Source organism: Brevundimonas sp. UBA7507 (assembly GCF_002478355.1).
Taxonomy (GTDB): Bacteria; Pseudomonadota; Alphaproteobacteria; order Caulobacterales; family Caulobacteraceae; genus Brevundimonas; species Brevundimonas diminuta_D.
Window position 1 is genome coordinate 78,072 of sequence record NZ_DLNP01000001.1, and the last position, 17,422, is coordinate 95,493.

Genomic DNA, 17,422 nt, shown 5'->3' on the forward strand with positions numbered 1-17,422 from the left:
CAACAATCACATCGCCCGGTTGGACCCGGTACTGCTTTCCGCCGGTCTTGATCACCGCGTACATTAGGAAGCCTCAGCGTGAACGCAAAAATGGATGCGCCCGCCAGGAGACCCTGCGGGCGAAGAGCGGCGACATATACGGATGGTCACGGAAGAGTCAACGTGAAAGGGCGGCGTCTGGGGCGAAAACCCGCATGGAGCTTGTTCCTAGCGGAGTCTGTGGCCCGATTGCACGGGTGATGCAATGGGCGAGACAGGATGTTCGCGCGCGTATGCGAGGCGGACGGCGGCGCGGCGTGACGCCGCGCGTGAAGATTCTTCGCCGATTCTTCTCGATTGTTATAAGGTAACATTCTAAGGGAGCGGCCATGTCCTCCCCCGATCTCGCCGAGCCGGTGCTGTTGTCGCTTCTGGGCGGCGGCTTCGTCGCGGCCTTTCTGCATGCGGCCCTGCCGACCCACTGGCTGCCTTTCGTCCTGGTCGGCCGCGCCCAGCGCTGGAGCGTGGCGCGGGTGATGACGGCCGTGGTCACGGCGGGGCTGGCGCATATTCTGTCGACGGCCGTGGTCGGCTCGCTGATCGTGGCGGCGGGGCTGGCGCTGAACCGCTGGGTCGAGGGGCTGCTGCCGCACCTTTCGGCGGCGCTGCTGTTCCTGTTCGGCGCCTTCTACCTGGCCAGGGCCTCGCTGAAGCGGCCCGCCACGGCGGGCGGGCCGGCGACGGAACTGGCCGAACCCGCCGTGTCCGACAAGGCGGCCTTCTGGGGCCTGGTGCTGATGATGGCGGTGACGCCGGGCGAGGTGCTGCTGCCCATCTATCTGTCCTCGGCGACCGAGGGGGTGGGGGCCCTGGCCCTGCTGACCCTGACCTTCGCGGCGGGGACGGTGCTGGGCATGACCCTGCTGGCGGCCCTGGCCACGGCGGGCTACTCCATCCTGCGGCTGGAGCGGTGGGCGCGCTATGAAGGGGCCATCCTGGGCGGGGCGCTGATCCTGATCGGCTTCCTAGTGCTGACGCACCAGCACTGAGTTTCGATAGGTTATATATTTACATTCAAAGACTTATCTTCTGCGGGGCTTGACCTTGCCGCGCGGGAAGACCTAGCTGAGCGGACATGGCGCACGATCACGCACACGGCCATGACGGCCCCGATCATCACGATCACTCCCACGACCGCGACCACGGTCATTCGCATGGCCATGGCCACTCGCACGGCTTCGGCGGGCATCATCATGGCCCGACCGACACGGGCGACTGGCGCTACGCCGTCGGCCTGATCGTCAACCTGGCCTTTGTCGTCGCCGAGTTCACGGCCGGCTTCGTCGCCGACTCCACCGCCCTGATGGCCGATGCGGGCCACAACCTGTCGGACGTGCTGGGTCTGGCCATGGCGGGCGGGGCGGCCTGGCTGGCGCGGCGTGCGGCGGGGCCGAAGCGCACCTACGGCTATGGCAAGGCGACGGTGCTGGCGGCCCTGGGCAACGCCCTGCTGCTGATCTTCGCCTGCGGGGCGATCGCCTTCGAGGCGGTGCGCCGCCTGGCCGAGCCCGCGCCCGTGGCCTCTGGCGTCATCATCGTCGTGGCCGGGATCGGCTTCTTCATCAACCTGGGCACGGCCCTGCTGTTCATGAAGGACCAGCACAAGGATCTGAACGTGCGCGGCGCCTATCTGCACATGATGGCCGACGCCGCCGTGTCGCTGGGCGTGGTGATCGCCGGGGCGGTCATCCTGTTGACCGGCTGGTCGATGATCGACGGGATCGTCAGCCTGATCATCGTCGCCGTCATCATGATCGGCACCTGGGGCCTGCTGAAGGATTCGGTGAACCTGGCCCTGGACGCCGCGCCGAACGGCCTGGACGTGGGCGAGATCCGCGCCGCCTTCCTGGCCCTGCCGGGGGTGACGGCGGTGCACGACCTGCACGTCTGGGGCCTGTCGACCACGGACGCGGCCCTGACCGCCCACATCGTTCATGAACGCCCCGACGGCGACGCCCTTCTGGCCGAGGCGCAAGGCCTGGCGCGCGGCCGATTCGACATCAGCCACACGACCCTTCAGCTGGAAACGGCGGTCCTGCCGGATTGTCCGACCTGCTGAGCGGTTTCGCCTCTTCCCAAGGCGGCCCTCAGCCGCCATCTAGCGAGCCATGACCCAGAAGACTCCCGTGACCGTCCTCACCGGCTACCTCGGCGCCGGCAAGACCACCCTGTTGAACCGCATCCTCACCGAGGACCACGGCAAGCGTTACGCCGTCATCGTCAATGAGTTCGGCGAGATCGGCATCGACAACGACCTGGTGGTCGGCGCCGACGAGGATGTGTTCGAGATGAACAACGGCTGCGTCTGCTGCACGGTGCGCGGCGACCTGATCCGCGTGGTCAACGGCCTGATGAAGCGCCAGCGCCCCGGCAAGCCCGCCTTCGACGCCATCATCGTCGAGACGACCGGCCTGGCCGACCCCGGCCCGGTGGCTCAGACCTTCTTCGTCGACGACGAGGTCAAGGCCAAGACCCAGCTGGACAGCATCACCGCCCTGGTCGACGCCAAGCACGTCATGGCGCGTCTGGACGACTCCAAAGAGGCGCGCGAGCAGGTCGCCTTCGCCGACCGCATCATCCTGAACAAGATCGATCTGGTGGACGAGGCCGCTCTGGCCGCCGTCGAGGCCCGCCTGCGCGCGCTGAATCCTCTAGCCCCCATCGTCCGGGCCGAGCGTTCGAACGTGCCGCTGGATCAGGTGCTGGGCCTGCACGCCTTCGACCTGGACCGCATCCTCGAGGTCAAGCCGGACTTCGTGAACCCACCCCACGGCGCCGAAGGCCACGTCCACGACGAGCACTGCGGCCACGACCACCACCATGACCACGCGCATGATCATGAGCATCACGATCATGACCATGCTCATGACCACGGCCCGCGCGGCCACGCGCACAATGACGACATCAAGGGTATCTCCCTGACGCTGGACCGGCCGCTGGACGGCGCCCGCCTCACGGCGTGGCTGGACAAGCTGCTGGGCGAGCAGGGGCAGAACATCCTGCGCGCCAAGGGCATCATCGACGTGGCCGGCGAGGACCGCCGTCTGGTGTTCCAGGCCGTGCACATGATCCTCGAAGGCGACCTTCAGCAGCCCTGGGGCGACAAGGAACGCCGCTGGAGCCGCGCCGTCTTCATCGGCCGTGATCTGGACGAAGCCGCCCTGAAGGCCGGGTTCGAGGCCTGCGCGGCATGAACCCGCCGCCCCGCCCGCGCACCGAAGCCAAGCTGATCTACGGCACGCCCGAGTTCGAGATCGTGCAGCACGGCGACCACGTCCGCTGCGCCGTCTCGGGCGCGCCGATCCCGCTGGAGGCGCTTAACTACTGGAGCGTCGAGCTTCAGGAAGCCTATGCGTCCGGCGAGCTGATGACCCAGCGCTGGGTTGAGACGCACAAGTAACACCCTCTCCCGGCGGGAGAGGGCTTGAGCGCACGAGAGCGTAGCGATCGTTCTGGCGCGAAAGGGTGAGGGGCTTGTCTCGTCAGTCGGCGTAAGCCGTCGCGCCACGGCCTTCGCCCGACTTCACCCGCGAACCCTCACCCTTTCGCCTATACCAATCGCTGACGCTCTTGGAGGCTCAAGCCCTCTCCCGCCAGGAGAGGGTTTTCAGCCAGTCCGTCATCACTCGCGCCAGCGCCTTCGGCTGTTCCAGCGGGATCATGTGGCCGCTGTGCTCTACCGTCTCCAGCGTCGAGCCGGCGATCCCGCGGTGGAGCTCCTCCGCCTCCTCGCGCATCCGCAGGCGATCGGCGTCCGCCGCCACGATCAGCGTCGGCTGAACGATCTCTCCCAGCCGCTCCAGATCGCCCGCACGCGCCATCGCCGACTGGCGGTGAAACACCTCGCCGCCCAGCCTCAGCCCCATGTCGCGCACCCGCGTGATCATCGTCTCGTCGTCCGCCAGATCGGGATGCAGGGACGAGACGATGGCTGGACGGCTCAACCCCTTGAAGGCCTTCGGCGGCGCCTTCAACGACGAGCGCCTCTGGCGGATCAGCTCCTCCGTATCCCCGCGCGCCGAGGTGGCGATCAGGATCAGGGCCTCCACCCGCTCCGGCGCGATCCGCGCCAGCTCCCGCGCCACATAGCCGCCCATGGAAAAGCCCACGGCGACGAAGCGTTCCGGCGCATCGCTCAGGACGGCCGCCGCCATGCTCTCGATATCCTCGCCCCGGCTGAGGTCGGTGGCGACCAGCGGCCCGAACGGGGCCAGATCGTCGGTCATGGCGTCCCACAGGGTCGCATCGGCCATGAAGCCGGGAATGAGCAGCAGGGTCATGGCTCCCTCATAGACCCGCCACGCGACAGACGCGACGCAGGACGTTATGAGGCGCATCCGACTTCTCTTTCGCCCTGCGTGAGCCGACATGACGACCTTCTCCTTCGACGCCCAGGTCACCGCCGCCCTGTTCGACAAGACCGGCGCGATCTTCGCCCTGGGCGACGGCTCGGTGCGGTTCGAGAGCGGCGCCCGCAGCGAGGTCCATGACGGCGCCGTGCTGTGCGCCTGCGTCCACCCCTCGGGCGAGGGGATCGTCACCGGCGGCGACGACGGCAAGCTGGTCTGGAGCCGCGAGGGCGAGGCCGTCCTGCTGGCCCAGACCAGGGGGCAATGGATCGACGCCGTCGCCGCCTCGGCCGAGTCGGGCCTGATCGCCTTCTCCTCGGGCCGCGCGCTGAGCGTGCTGGACGTCAAGGATCCGCACTTCCGCCGCGACTTCCAGCACGAGCGCACCGTCTCGGGCGTGGCCTTCGATCCCAAGGGCCGCCGCATCGCCGCCTCGACCTATGGCGGGGCCTGGTTGTGGTACGCCCGCATCGAGCAGCAGCAGCCGACCAAGCTGGCCTGGGCCGGGTCGCATCTGGCGGTCGGCTTCTCGACCGACGGCGCCTATGTCGTCACCTCCATGCAGGACAACCAGCTGCACGGCTGGCGTCTGAAGGATCAGAAGAACATGCGGATGGGCGGCTATCCGTCCAAGATCAAGAGCTTCGCCTTCCTGGCCAAGGGGCAGCTGCTGGCCACCTCGGGGGCGCAAGGGGTGGTGCTGTGGCCCTTCGTCGGCTCGAACGGCCCGATGGGGCGCGAGGCGACCGAGATCGGCTATGACGAAACGACCCTGATCGCCCAGGTCGCCGCCGCCCCCGCCCACGGCCGTCTGGCGGCGGGGCTGGAAGACGGGCGCATCTGGTGGGCCGATCCGGCCGGGCGCGGCCTTCAGTTCGTCAAACAGGACAAGGGCGCCCCCATCACCGCCCTGGCCATGAGTTCCGGCGCCGCCCGCATCGCCTGGGCGGATGAGGACGGGCAGGCGGGCGTGGTGTCGCTGTAGCTCTCGAACCCTCCCCCTCGATGGGGGAGGGCAGGGTGGGGGTGCGGGCGATGCGTTTCCGGTAAAGCGCGAGAGACGCGCCGCCTCCCGCGCCGGTCCATTGCCGTCGCGCGACCACCCCCATCCCCAACCCTTCCCCCATCGAGGGGGAAGGGAGAAGAAGCTTAGATTTCTCAACCTTCCTGAGTCATCCTCATCCCATGACCCGCGCGAAACACCGGAAGCGCCGTCCGCTTCTGACCCTGCTCGTGATCCTGGCCCTGTTCCCGTTGGCCGGGGTGGCGGTGCATCGCTTCCTGCCGCCGCTGACGACCATCCTGATGGTCAAGCAGGCGGCGGCCGGGCACGGCATGGACTATCGCTGGCGCTCGCTGGACCGTATTTCGCCGCGTCTGGTCGAGGCGGTGATCGCCGCCGAGGACGCCCGCTTCTGCCAGCACCACGGCTTCGATGTCGAGGCGATCCAGAAGGCGCTGGAGGCCAATGAACGCGCCGAACAACGCGGCTCGGGCAAGGTCCGCGGCGGCTCGACCATCAGCCAGCAGACCGCCAAGAACGTCTTCCTGTGGCCCGGCCGCGACTGGGTCCGCAAGGGGCTGGAGGTCGGCTACACCGGCCTGATCGAGATCGGCTGGGGCAAGCGGCGGATCATGGAGATGTACCTGAACGTCGCCGAATGGGCGCCGGGTGTCTACGGCGCCGAGGCCGCCTCGCGCCACTGGTTCAACAAGAGCGCGGACAAGCTGACGGCGCGCGAGGCCGCCCGCCTGGCCGCCGTCCTACCCAGCCCGCGCCGCTACAACGCCGGATCGCCCGGTCCCTATGTCCGTCGACGCGCCGCCCGCATTCAGGCGGCCATGGGCACGGTGCGCGAACAGGGACTGGACGCCTGCGTCGACCGCCGCTGAAGCCGGCCGTTTCGCAACCCGTCGTTAACCTTGAGCTTGGGGCCAAGCCTTAACGGAACCGCGTCATGCTGAGATCGACTGCGGACCCTTGCGTCCGCGCCGAGGCAGCCGGGATTTGGCAAGACGATGGACCGACTGAAACGCGCCTGTGGGGCCGCCGGCCTGAAGAGCCTGGCCTCGCGCTTCCTGCGCCAGACACAGGGCAATGTGGCGATGATGTTCGCCATGGCCCTGCCGCTGCTGTTGATGATCACCTTGGGCGCCATCGACATCCACCAGGCCTCCAAGGTGAAGGCCCAGCTTCAGGACGCGCTGGACGCCGCAGCCCTGGCCGCCGCCCGCTCGACCTTCACCGACGACGTCAACATCAACAAGGTCGGCCTGGCGGCGCTCAAGGCTAATATGCCTGGCTATTTCGACAAGGAGGGCGACACCGCCAGCTTCGTCCTAATCGACAATCGACGGGTCGAGGCTGATGCCAAGGTTGATGTGAAGGTGCTAGTCGCCAACGTCTTCCTGCCGCCCTACGGCAAGCTTTTGGACGACTATCTTCCGGTCGGCGTCAGCTCAGAGGTGGTGCGGGCCTCGCGCAACGTCGAGGTGGCGTTGGTTTTGGACATCACCGGCTCTATGTCCGGTTCGCCGTTGGCCAGTCTGAAGGAGGCCGCCAAAGACCTGGTGGGCCTCGTGGTGCAGGAGCAGCAGAGCCCTTTCACGTCGCGGGTGGCTTTGGTGCCCTATTCCATGGGTGTGAACCTGGGGGATTACGCTGACAGCGTGCGCGGCCCTTTGAAGGATACGACGGCGATCAGCGCCGCAGACTGGGCTGATGCGTCTCGCTCGCTCTCTCGAGTCTCCAGCGGCGTCCTGACTGCGAACAGCCATGGGCTGAAGGCAGGCGAGTATGTTTGGATAAGTGGAGTCAGCAACGCTTCGTCTGGCTTGAATAACCGCATCCATCGCGTGTCATCCGTGACCGCTGATACCTTCCAGCTTGATGGTTTTTTTGGCAGCGGCAGCCGGAACACAGGCAGTTTCCGTCGATGCTGGTCGTCGGATTGCCGCGTATGGGTGACATCGGCCCAGCACACCCTGTCGACGGGCGACTGGGTGAGGATTTCGGGCGTTCAAGGTATGAGCGGTCTCAACGCCTACTTCCAGGCGACAAAGATTTCCGACGATCAGTTCAGCGTCGATCTATCGGGGCCGGGGCAATCCCCCTATTCTAGAGGGGGTGCTGTCCAGTGCGGCTACGATGGCTGCCGGACCCGATACTACATCGGCCGCGACAACAGCACTTTGCGAGAACTTCCGTCGAGCACTTGCGTCAGTGAACGCTTGTGGATCTCGCGAAATAGTGTCGGCAAATTAGTGCCGACGGACCGGACTCCTCTCCGAACGAAGGAGAGGGACGATTGGGTCGGCCGCAACTATCCGCACAGCAACAACCGCTGTTTGAGCAATACGCTCACGCCCTTGAGCTCTCAGGTCGAGACCAAGAACGGGGTCATGGGGCTGAATAGCCTGATCGACGGCTATCAGGCGGCCGGTTCGACAGCAGGACAGATCGGCATTGAATGGGGCTGGTATGCGGTCTCGCCGAACTTCAACACCGTTTGGCCCTCCGCCAGCAGCGCCAATCCTTATGATACCTCTAAGACGCTGAAAGCCGTCGTGCTGATGACGGACGGCGAGTTCAACAACCCCTATTGCCAGGGGGTGATTTCGCGCGACGCCCCCAGCAACGGATCTGCGGGCAACGCCAGCTATCAGATCAACTGCAGCGCGCCGAACGGTAGCCCTTTTGCTCAGTCCGTGGCGCTCTGTGAGGGGATGAAGAAGGAGAACATCGTCATTTACACGGTCGGCTTCAACCTCAGCACCAGCACAGGCGGGGCGGGCGTGGATACGGCCTATGAGGTCATGGAGCAGTGCGCCACCAGCAAGGAACACTTCTTCAAGCCGAACCAGAATACCGACCTGAAGGAAGCTTTCCGCGCCATCGGTCGCGACATCACCCGCCTGCGCATCGCCCGCTGACGAGGGCGCGGACGTAAGCAAAAGGGCCGGCGGATCGCTCCGCCGGCCCTTCGTGCTTTTCAGTCGTTCCGTCCGATCAGATCAGGCGGATCTCCTTCAGACGCTGGGTCAGGAAGTCCTCGGCCAGGATGGTCTCGCCCGCATAGCGGTCGGGGTTCTCCGCCGTGATCGTCGACGGCAGGGTCTCGATCGGGAAGTCCGGGTTGAAGTGCAGGAAGAAAGGCGTCGAATAGCGGGCGAAGCCGCGACGCTCGGGCGCGGGGTTGACCACGCGGTGGGTCGTCGACGGCAGGACGTGGTTGACCAGCCGCTGCAGCATGTCGCCGATATTGACCACCAGGGCGCCCGGCGGCGGGGCGATGTCCAGCCACTCGCCGTCGGAGTCCTTCAGCTGCAGTCCGGCCTCTTCGGCGCCCAGCAGCAGGGTGATGACGTTGATGTCCTCATGGGCGCCCGCGCGCACGCCCTCGGCGTCGGCCGGGATCGGCGGATAGTGCAGCAGGCGCAGCACGCTGTTGCCCAGCTGGACCTTGTCCTCGAAATAGGCGTCGTCCAGCTTTAGATAGCGGGCGATGGCCTTCAGGATGCGGCGGCCCAGTTCGTCCAGACCTTCGTAAAGGCCGTAGACGTGCTCGCGGAAGCCCGCCACCTCGGTCGGCCAGACGTTGTCGCGCATGTACTGGCGATAGGGATGGCCTTCCGGCAGCTCGCGGCCCGTGTGCCAGAACTCCTTCAGGTCCACGGCCTTGGCGCCCTTGGCCGCCTCGACGCCGAAGGGGGTCAGGCCGCGCGCGCCGCCCGTCCCGGCCTGGTGATACTGGCGCTTCACGTCTTCAGGCAGGGCGAAGAAGGCCTTGGCGTCGGCCACGGCCGCGTCGATCAGCCCCTGATCCAGGCCGTGGTCGGCGATGACGGCGAAGCCGTAGCGGGCGAAGGAGGCGCCCAGGGCGTCCGAGAAGGCCTGGAAGTCGGCGTCATAGCCCTTCATCGACACGGGGACGATGGCGCGGGTCTTGGCCTTGTCCTCGGCGGAAACGGCGGTGAGGGAAGAGGTCACTGTGAAATCAGCCTCTCTGATAGTGAATATGGCGGCCCTCATACGCCCAATGGGCGCGAAAGGGCAGGTGGCGCGCATCGGACCTTTGGTCCACCGTCAGTCCTGCGGGATGACGGCCCGGATGACGCGCGCGGACGAAGGGCGGCCGGCGATGCCGCGCCGGGGATCGACCACGACGCGCAGGTCGCCGCTGGAATAGGTCACGCTCGCGCGCGGGCCTTCGACCACGGTGATGCTGCGCAGCCGGTCCAGAAAGGGGCGGGCGCTGGGCGAACGGGCGATGCGGACCACGGCGTCGGTGGTGACGATCAGGGCCTCGATGCACAGGGCCTCGGATTCCTCGCCGAAGACGTTGATGCGGACCAGGCGGCCCATCGCTTCCGACACCAGGCTGCTGCGCCGGGTCATCAGGTTGAACATCTGCACCGGGCCGAGCGAGGGCGGCTCCAGGCTGACGGGCGGCCCGGCCAGGCTGACCGGCGAGCCGCCGGGCGTGCGCGTCGTATAGACGGTGATGCCGCCGCCGGTAGTGACGCGCAGCACCTGATCGCCCGCGTCGTTGCGATAGATGGTGTCGCCGCGCGGCGCCGAGGACGGGCGCAGGGCCCAGGTCTCGGTCGAGCGCTCGAACCGTAGCAGGGTCAGCGACCCCGCCCGGTCCAGGATGAAGGTCTGCCCCGCCTCGGAGACATAGCGTCCCGGCGGCGGGGTGGTGCGGATCACCGACTGGTCGCGGATGACACGGCTCTGTTCGGACTGCACGTTCGAGCGGGTCTGGGCCTCGGCCTCGACCGCGCCCGCCAGACAGGCCAACGCCAACGCCAGCCCTGTGGCCTGGAGCAGGCGCACCCCCGCGCCCGTCGCTGCACTGGGCGTTGCGACGGCGAAGAAAGGCGGTTTCTCCGCCACGACTTCGACCGCAGACTTCATGTTTTCAGAGGTGATACGCGCGAACGGCGGATTTTGGGCGAACGCGGCTTATCCAACCAGGTACTGCCCGCCGTTGAGCGAGAGCGTGCAGCCTGTGACATATCCAGCACGCTCGCCCGACAGCCAGGACACCATGTCGGCGATCTCCTCGCCCTTGCCCAGGCGGCCGACGGGGATCTGGGCCACGATGGCGTCCAGCACCTTCTGGTCCATGGCACCGACCATTTCGGTGTCGATATAGCCCGGCGCGATGCAGTTGACGGTCACGCCCTTGCGCGCGTTCTCCAGCGCCAGCGCCTTGGTGAAGCCGATCATCCCGGCCTTGGCGGCCGAATAGTTGGTCTGGCCGATCTGGCCCTTCTGGCCGTTGATCGAGGAGATGTTGACGATGCGGCCGAAGCCCCGGTCGCGCATGCCGTTGATGACCTGGCGCGTCATGTTGAACACGCTGTCCATGTTGACGCGGATCACGTCGGACCACTGGTCCGCGCTCATCTTGTGGAAGAAGCCGTCGCGCGTGATGCCGGCGTTGTTCACCAGGACGTCGATGGGGCCCAGCTGCGCCTCGACCTCCCTGACCGCCCGCTCGCAATCCTCGAACGAGCCGACGTTGCCCTTCACCACCATGACGCCCAGTTCGCGGGCGGTGGCCTCTGCGGCCTCGGTGTTGCCGGAATAACCGGCTGCGACCTGCAGCCCGTCTTCCTTCAGTCGTTGAACGATCGCCTTGCCGATGCCCCGGGTGCCCCCGGTGACGAATGCGGTACGCGTCATGACGTCTCCCTGTCCTGTGCGGCTGCCGTCGTGGTGGCGACGCCGTCCGTCTCCCTTGTTGCCAGCCTTAGCGCGGCTGGCGGCGAACGAGAAGACGGGGGTTATGCCGTCGCGGCCATGAGGCCCATGTCGATGACGAAGCGGTAGCGCACGTCCGACCGCTCCATCCGTTCATAAGCTTGGTTGATCTGATCGGGGGCGATCACCTCAATCTCACACACGATCCCGTGTTCGCCGCAGAAGTCGAGCATCTCCTGCGTCTCGCGAATCCCGCCGATCAGCGAACCGGCGATGCGCCGACGCCGCCACAGCAAGGGCATGGCGAAAACCGGCAGCCCCTCCGTCATCAGCCCCAGCATGACCATGGTCCCGTCGCGCGCCAGCAGATTGACGTGGCTGGCGATCTCATGCGTGGCCGAGACGGTGTTGATGATCAGGTCGAACTGCTCGGCCGCCGCCTTCATGGCATCTGCGTCCGAGTTGATCAGGAAATGCCGGGCGCCCATCCGCTCGGCGTCGGCCTTCTTGCGGTCCGAGGTCGATAGCACCGTCACCTCGGCGCCCAGGGCGGCGGCCAGCTTGACCGCCATATGGCCCAGCCCGCCCAGGCCGATCACCGCCACCTTCGACCCCGGCCCTACGCCCCACGTCTTCAGCGGCGACCAGGTGGTCACGCCCGCGCATAGCAGCGGCGCCGCCGCATCCAGCGGCAGGCTGTCGGGAATCTTCAGCACGAAGGCCTGGTCGACGGTGATCCTGTTCGAATAACCGCCTTGGGTGATGGTCTGGCCGACGGCCGCGCCCTTGGGATCGCGCGAGCCGTAGGTCTGGGTCATGCCCGGCTCGCAATACTGCTCCAGCCCCTCGCGGCAGGCCGAACAGGTCCGGCAGCTGTCGACCATGCAGCCGACGCCGACGCGGTCGCCTTCCTTGAACCGGGTGACGTTCGCGCCGACCGCCGTCACTACCCCGGCGATCTCATGGCCCGGCACGATGGGATAGCGCGTCCCGCCCAGGTCGTTCTTCACCACATGCAGGTCCGAGTGGCAGACGCCGCAGTATTTAATCTCGATGGCCACGTCGTCCGCGCCGGGATCGCGGCGCTCGAAGCTGTAGGAGCTCAGCGGCTGGTCGGCGGCAGTTGCGGCGAAGGCGCGCGTGGCGATGGGCATGGGTTCAGTCCTTCAGCTTGGCGATCAGCGCCTGGGCCGCCGCCGGGTTCCGCACTTTGGCTCCTGAGATGAAGTAGGCGAAGACGTCGCCGCGCTCGGCCCAGCTGCGCGCCTGTTTCGCCACGGCGTCCAACTCGCCCGAGGTCATGCCCGTCGGCTCGTCCTCGCGGCTGGACATCAGCCGGGCGTAGGTAAAGTCCGTCGTCGCCTCGTCGATCTGGGGCCAGGTCGGCTCCTCGTCATCGACCGCATAGACGACGGCCGCCCCGTATTTCCGCGCCAGATCATAGAACTGTTCGGTGGCGAAGGTCGGGTTGCGCACCTCCAGCGCGTGCCGCAACCGCACCCCGTCCTTCTCCTTGGGCAACAGCTTCAGGAAACCCTCGAAGTCCTCCGGCTCGAACTTCTTCGTTCCCATGAACTGCCAGTTGATCGGCCCCAGCTTGTCGCCCAGCACCGTCAGCCCCTGCGACAGGAACCGCTCGAAGCTCTCGGCGCCGTCGGCCAGAATCTTTCTATTGGTGCAGTAGCGGCTGGCCTTGACCGAAAAGACGAAGCCGTCGGGCGTCTCGTCGCGCCACTTCATCCAGCTGTCGGGCTTGAAGGTCGAATAATAGGTGCCGTTGATCTCGATGGAGGTCAGCGCCCGGCTGGCGAACTCCAACTCCCGCTTCTGCACCAGCCCCTCGGGATAGAAGACCCCGCGCCACGGCTCGAAGGTCCAGCCGCCGACGCCGATATGGATGGATCCTGTCATGGCTGCGCCTCCTGATGCAGGCCGCCTTGATCGCAGAAATCACCGGGGGCGGCTATGGAAAGCGGGCGGGTGCGTGTCTCCTAAGGGGGGCGGACATCCGGTAGACATTGGCAGTGGGTTCTGGTTGCATCCCGCTCAGCTGCAAATGGATGCTGAAGTCATGACTCGCGACCCTATCGTTCTAGCTGCGTACATGATGCTGGGCCTCTGGATAGCAGCCACACTTCTGGTAGGCGCGCTCTACCACTTCTCAAGCAACGGCGATCTCTATCAGCCGTGGGTATTCCCAATGTGCATGATCACCTTCGCGGGCGCGCTGATCATAGATCGCCTGCGGAAACGGCGGGGACAGCTCTAAGGCCTGCGGGGTCTGACGGGCGCGGATGTTCGCAAAGGGGCGAAGGCCGTTATCGCTGTCGCGGAATATCGGCCTGAGGCCTGCCATCTGACTTCACCCGACGCGGTGGCGGTCCGCCTCGCGCGGGGCTATAGCGCCAGCCTGACCGGAGTGCTGCGCGCGTGTTCGAACTGACGCCTGAAATCATCGCCCTGTTGGGCGTCGCGTCGGTGATCGCCGGCTTTATCGACGCCATCGCTGGGGGCGGGGGGCTGATCTCCTTGCCGGCCCTGCTGTCGGTGGGGCTGAACCCGGTCGCCGCCATCGCCACCAACAAGGTTCAGGGCAGCGTCGGCACGGCCTCGGCCCTGTGGAATTTCTGGCGCAAGGGGCGGGTGGACTTTCGCCTGATCCGCTGGCCGATGCTGTTGACGGCGATCGGGGCGGGGCTGGGCGCCTTCGCCGTGACGCTGGTCGACACGCGGTGGCTGATGATCCTGCTGCCCGTGCTGCTGGTCGGCATCGCGCTTTATTTCCTGCTCGGCCCCAAGGCGGCGGACGAGGACGCCCACGCCCGGCTGACGCCGCTGGCCTACGCCTTCGTGGCGGGCGGGATCGGCTTCTACGACGGCTTCTTCGGGCCGGGGACGGGGTCGTTCTTCGCGCTCAGCCTCGTCATGCTGCTGGGCATGGGGCTGACGCGGGCGACGGCGCACACCAAGGCGCTGAACCTGATGAGCAATGTCGTCGGCATCGTCGTCCTGGCGGTCGGCGGCCACATTGTCTGGGTGCTGGCCGGGATCATGGCGGTGGGCCAGTTCATCGGCGGCCGCCTGGGCTCGCACGCGGCCATGCGCTTCGGGCCGCGGCTGATTCGGCCCCTGCTGGTGGTTATCTCCCTGGCCATGACGGCGCGGCTGTTGTCCGATCCGGCCAATCCGCTCAGAGCCATGATCGCCGGCTGGCTGGGCTAGGTCAGCTGGGCTAGGTCAGCCGGGCTAGACCGCGCGCCCGCTCAGCGCCTGACGGACCGCATCGGTCAGGGCCTCGGCCGTGACGGGTTTGGCCAGGTGCAGGTCGGCGCCGGCCTGGGCGGCCTGTTCCTGATGCTCGATCATGGCGTTGGCGCTCAGCATGATGACCGGCGCGCGCGGGCGCGCCGGATCGGCGGCCTCGATCTCGCGCAGGGCGCGGGTGGCGCTCAGCCCGTCCATCACCGGCATCTGCATGTCCATCAGCACCAGGTCGAACCGTTCGGCGACGAAGGCGGCCACCGCCTGCTCGCCGTTCTCGACCAGGGTCAGCTCGACGCTGTCGCCCAGGATCAGCTGCACCACCCGCTGATTGATCGGATGATCCTCGGCCAGCAGGACGCGCGGGCGCGGGCCGGGAGGCGGCGCGTCTGACGCCGCCTCTTCGACGTAGGCCGCATCGAACTGGGCCAGGGAGGCGATGCGCGTCAAGGGCAGCTCGACCTGGAAGCGGCTGCCTTGGCCCGGCGCCGACTCGGCCTCGATGCGTCCGCCCATCATCTCCGTCAGGGCGTGGCAGATGGACAGGCCCAGCCCGGCCCCGCCGAAGCGCCGGGTGATGGAGGCATCGGCCTGGCTGAACCGCTGGAACAACTGCGCTGCATGGTCGGCGCCGAAGCCGATGCCGGTGTCGCGCACCTCCAGAGTCAGCAGGACGGCGCCGTCGCCCCTGTCCAGCAGGTCGACATGGACCGACACCTGGCCCTGGGCGGTGAATTTGACGGCGTTGGACAGCAGATTGCCCAGAATCTGGCGAACCCGCACCACGTCGCCGTTGAAGACGCCGCACGCCGCATCGGCGCGCTCAAGGCGGAAGGTCAGCCCCTTCTCTTCGGCCAGGCCGCGCAGAGGGGCGATGGCGGGGATCAGGGCGTCGTTCAGGTCGAAGGGGCGGGTTTCCAGCGTCATGCGCCCGGATTCGATGCGCGACACGTCCAGGATGTCCGTGACCAGCCGCTCCAGGGTCACGCTCGAACTGCGGACCAGTTCGACCATTTCGGCCTGCTGGGGCGACAGCGGCGTGCGCGCCAGGGCGTCGATGACGCCGATGACCCCGTTCAGCGGCGTGCGGATCTCATGACTCATATTGGCCAGGAAGTCGGACTTGGCGCGGTTGGCGGCCTCGGCCGCCGCCTTGGCCTCGACCAGGGCGCGCTCGGCGGCCACCTTGGCCGTCACGTCGCGGGCGACGGCGTAGATGCGCTCGCCGAACTTCTGCGCCCGCCATTCCAGGGTGACGTAGCGGCCGTCCTTGTGGCGATAGCGGTTGACGTGGCCCAGCACCGGATCGCCGGGGCGGCGCGTCTCGACCTCGGTCACGCTGCCCAGGGTGCCGGGCAGGTCGTCGGGGTGGACCAGGGTCAGTATGGGCAGGCCGACCAGCTCTTCGGGCCGATAGCCCAGGATGGAGGCCCAGGAGGCGCTGACCCGCACGATCCGCCCCTCCAGGTCGCGGATCACTAGCAGGTCCAGGGACACGTCGAAGAAGGTCGCCAGATCGACTCCGGCGTCAGGCGGCGGCTGCGGCTGTCCCGTCGATGAAGGGGCGGCGGCCGGAGTGAGGGGCATGGGCGGTCCTGAGGCGCGGTCCTGAAGGCGGGCTGGACCTCACCCTAGCGCCTGCCGGTTAAGGGCGCCTTGCGGCTCGCGTCTCAGGAGAGCTTCAATAGGCCATGTCGCGATAGACGCGGCTGACGTCGCCGCTCCATTCGCCGTTGTACAGCTCCAGCAGGCGGTCGGCCGAGGTCACGCCGCTGTCGGCGATGTCTTCCAGTTCGGTGATGTAGCCGCGCTCGTCCACCATGCCGCCGCTGAAGCGGGCGCGGTTCTTCAGGCCCTGTTTGGCGATGTTGACCATGTCGACGGCGATGTCGCGCACGCTGCGCCCATTGACCTCAGCCTTCATGCCCAGCCGCGTCACGTCGCGGCGCAGGCGCTCGTGATCGGCGATGTCCCAGTCCTTGCACAAATCCCAGGCCGCCGCGAGCGACGGCGCGTCATACAGGATCCCGGCCCACAGGGCGGGCAGGGCGCAGATGCGGCTCCACGGCCCGCCGTCGGCTCCGCGCATCTCCAGATACTGTTTCAGCCGCACCTCGGGGAAGAGGGTGGTCAGGTGGTCGGCCCAGTCCTTGGCCGTGGCGCGGTCGCCCGGCAGGGCGTCCAGCTTGCCGTCCATGAAGGCGCGGAACGACTGGCCCGACAGGTCGACATAGGTTTCGCCGCGCTTGGCGAAATACATCGGCGCGTCCAGCGCATAGTCGGCGTAGCGTTCATAGCCGAAGCCGTCCTCGAACACGAAGTCCAGCATCCCGGTGCGGTCCGGGTCGGTGTCGGTCCAGACGTTGGCGCGCGCCGACAGGAAGCCGTTCGGCCTGCCTTCGGTGAAGGGGCTATTGGCGAACAGGGCGGTGGCGATCGGCTGCAGCGCCAGCGACGTGCGGAACTTCATGACCATGTCGGCTTCGGAGTCGAAGTCGAGGTTCGCCTGGATGGTGCAGGTGCGCAGCATCATGTCCAGGCCCAGCGCGCCCTTCTTGGGCATGTAGGCGCGCATGATGTCATAGCGGCCCTTGGGCATGACGGGGATGTCCTCACGCCGCCACATCGGGTCGAAGCCCAACCCGAGGAAGCCCAGGTTCAACTGGTCCGCGACCTGCTTGACCTCCATCAGGTGCTGGCCGGTCTCATTGCAGATGTCGTGAATGTCCTTCAGCGGGGCGCCCGACAGTTCGAACTGTCCGCCCGGCTCCAGGCTGATCGAGGCGCTGAAGCCCTCGGCGTTCCTGCGCTCCAGGGCGATGACGCGGCCGGCTTCCTCGACCGGCGACCAGCCGAAGCGTTGCAGGCCCGTCAGCATGGCCAGGATGCCGTTCTCGCCCTCATAGGCGGGGCGGCGCAGGGACGACTTGTCGAAGCCGAACTTCTCGTGCTCGGCGCCGATGCGCCACTGGTCGCGGGGTTTCTCGCCCTTCGACATGGCGTGGATCAGCTGGTCTCTGGAAAGGGGCGCCGTGTCGGACATCTGTAACCTCTGCTGTCG

16 protein-coding genes are annotated in these 17,422 nt (G+C 67.0%); 8 read left to right on the plus strand and 8 right to left on the minus strand.

The window, feature by feature from the left end; genetic code table 11:
* The first annotated feature begins 368 nt into the window (after positions 1-368).
* The 4 genes from B3D50_RS00360 (at position 369) to B3D50_RS00375 (ending at position 3,439) form a co-directional block, all read left to right on the plus strand.
* Positions 369-1,028: a hypothetical protein gene (locus B3D50_RS00360; RefSeq protein WP_052747951.1), complete on the plus strand. Its 660-nt coding sequence runs from the start codon at positions 369-371 to the stop codon at positions 1,026-1,028.
* A gap of 86 nt (positions 1,029-1,114) precedes the next feature.
* Positions 1,115-2,098, plus strand: coding sequence for a cation diffusion facilitator family transporter (locus tag B3D50_RS00365; protein WP_286948747.1), 984 nt, complete (start codon positions 1,115-1,117; stop codon positions 2,096-2,098).
* Between the two features lie 49 nt (positions 2,099-2,147).
* The gene (locus B3D50_RS00370) at positions 2,148-3,233 is read left to right on the plus strand and encodes a CobW family GTP-binding protein (RefSeq protein ID WP_286948749.1); all 1,086 of its coding nucleotides are present in this window, start codon (positions 2,148-2,150) and stop codon (positions 3,231-3,233) included.
* A complete protein-coding gene (locus B3D50_RS00375; RefSeq protein WP_003163923.1) occupies positions 3,230-3,439 on the plus strand; it encodes a DUF2093 domain-containing protein in 210 nt (69 codons plus the stop codon). The genes B3D50_RS00370 and B3D50_RS00375 overlap by 4 nt, the downstream gene beginning before the upstream one ends.
* A 178-nt stretch (positions 3,440-3,617) precedes the next feature.
* Here the strand turns inward: B3D50_RS00375 and B3D50_RS00380 are convergent, their stop codons facing one another.
* The gene (locus tag B3D50_RS00380; protein WP_286948751.1) at positions 3,618-4,319 is read right to left on the minus strand and encodes an alpha/beta fold hydrolase; all 702 of its coding nucleotides are present in this window, start codon (positions 4,317-4,319) and stop codon (positions 3,618-3,620) included.
* A gap of 88 nt (positions 4,320-4,407) precedes the next feature.
* On the opposite strand from B3D50_RS00380, the gene B3D50_RS00385 reads away from it, so the two are divergent.
* The 3 genes from B3D50_RS00385 (at position 4,408) to B3D50_RS00395 (ending at position 8,321) form a co-directional block, all read left to right on the plus strand.
* A complete protein-coding gene (locus B3D50_RS00385) occupies positions 4,408-5,373 on the plus strand; it encodes a WD40 repeat domain-containing protein (protein ID WP_286948752.1) in 966 nt (321 codons plus the stop codon).
* 200 nt (positions 5,374-5,573) lie between these two features.
* Entirely contained in the window at positions 5,574-6,281 is a 708-nt protein-coding gene (gene mtgA / locus B3D50_RS00390) for a monofunctional biosynthetic peptidoglycan transglycosylase (RefSeq protein ID WP_286948754.1), read from the plus strand.
* 126 nt (positions 6,282-6,407) lie between these two features.
* Positions 6,408-8,321 (plus strand): ubiquitin-activating E1 FCCH domain-containing protein, encoded by a 1,914-nt coding sequence (locus tag B3D50_RS00395; protein ID WP_088411066.1) that lies wholly within the window; start codon positions 6,408-6,410, stop codon positions 8,319-8,321.
* A 76-nt stretch (positions 8,322-8,397) separates the two neighbouring features.
* Here B3D50_RS00395 and B3D50_RS00400 read toward each other — a convergent pair whose 3' ends face one another.
* The 5 genes from B3D50_RS00400 to B3D50_RS00420 all read right to left on the minus strand — a co-directional run bounded on the left by B3D50_RS00400 (position 8,398) and on the right by B3D50_RS00420 (position 13,011).
* Complete coding sequence (locus B3D50_RS00400) at positions 8,398-9,420, minus strand: isopenicillin N synthase family dioxygenase (protein ID WP_088411067.1); 1,023 nt, start codon at positions 9,418-9,420, stop codon at positions 8,398-8,400.
* Between the two features lie 54 nt (positions 9,421-9,474).
* The gene (locus B3D50_RS00405) at positions 9,475-10,308 is read right to left on the minus strand and encodes a DUF4908 domain-containing protein (protein ID WP_046651918.1); all 834 of its coding nucleotides are present in this window, start codon (positions 10,306-10,308) and stop codon (positions 9,475-9,477) included.
* Between the two features lie 48 nt (positions 10,309-10,356).
* Positions 10,357-11,082, minus strand: a complete 726-nt coding sequence (gene phbB / locus B3D50_RS00410; RefSeq protein WP_003163916.1) for an acetoacetyl-CoA reductase — start codon at positions 11,080-11,082, stop codon at positions 10,357-10,359.
* Positions 11,083-11,183: 101 nt separating this feature from the next.
* Positions 11,184-12,254 (minus strand): NAD(P)-dependent alcohol dehydrogenase, encoded by a 1,071-nt coding sequence (locus B3D50_RS00415; RefSeq protein ID WP_286948758.1) that lies wholly within the window; start codon positions 12,252-12,254, stop codon positions 11,184-11,186.
* A gap of 4 nt (positions 12,255-12,258) precedes the next feature.
* Positions 12,259-13,011, minus strand: coding sequence for a DUF72 domain-containing protein (locus B3D50_RS00420; protein ID WP_088411069.1), 753 nt, complete (start codon positions 13,009-13,011; stop codon positions 12,259-12,261).
* 519 nt (positions 13,012-13,530) lie between these two features.
* On the opposite strand from B3D50_RS00420, the gene B3D50_RS00425 reads away from it, so the two are divergent.
* The gene (locus B3D50_RS00425) at positions 13,531-14,322 is read left to right on the plus strand and encodes a TSUP family transporter (protein ID WP_088411071.1); all 792 of its coding nucleotides are present in this window, start codon (positions 13,531-13,533) and stop codon (positions 14,320-14,322) included.
* Between the two features lie 24 nt (positions 14,323-14,346).
* Here B3D50_RS00425 and B3D50_RS00430 read toward each other — a convergent pair whose 3' ends face one another.
* Both B3D50_RS00430 and B3D50_RS00435 read right to left on the minus strand, forming a co-directional pair.
* Positions 14,347-15,948, minus strand: coding sequence for an ATP-binding protein (locus B3D50_RS00430; protein WP_286948762.1), 1,602 nt, complete (start codon positions 15,946-15,948; stop codon positions 14,347-14,349).
* 94 nt (positions 15,949-16,042) lie between these two features.
* Complete coding sequence (locus B3D50_RS00435) at positions 16,043-17,404, minus strand: glutamate--cysteine ligase (protein ID WP_046651912.1); 1,362 nt, start codon at positions 17,402-17,404, stop codon at positions 16,043-16,045.
* Positions 17,405-17,422: the final 18 nt, after the last annotated feature.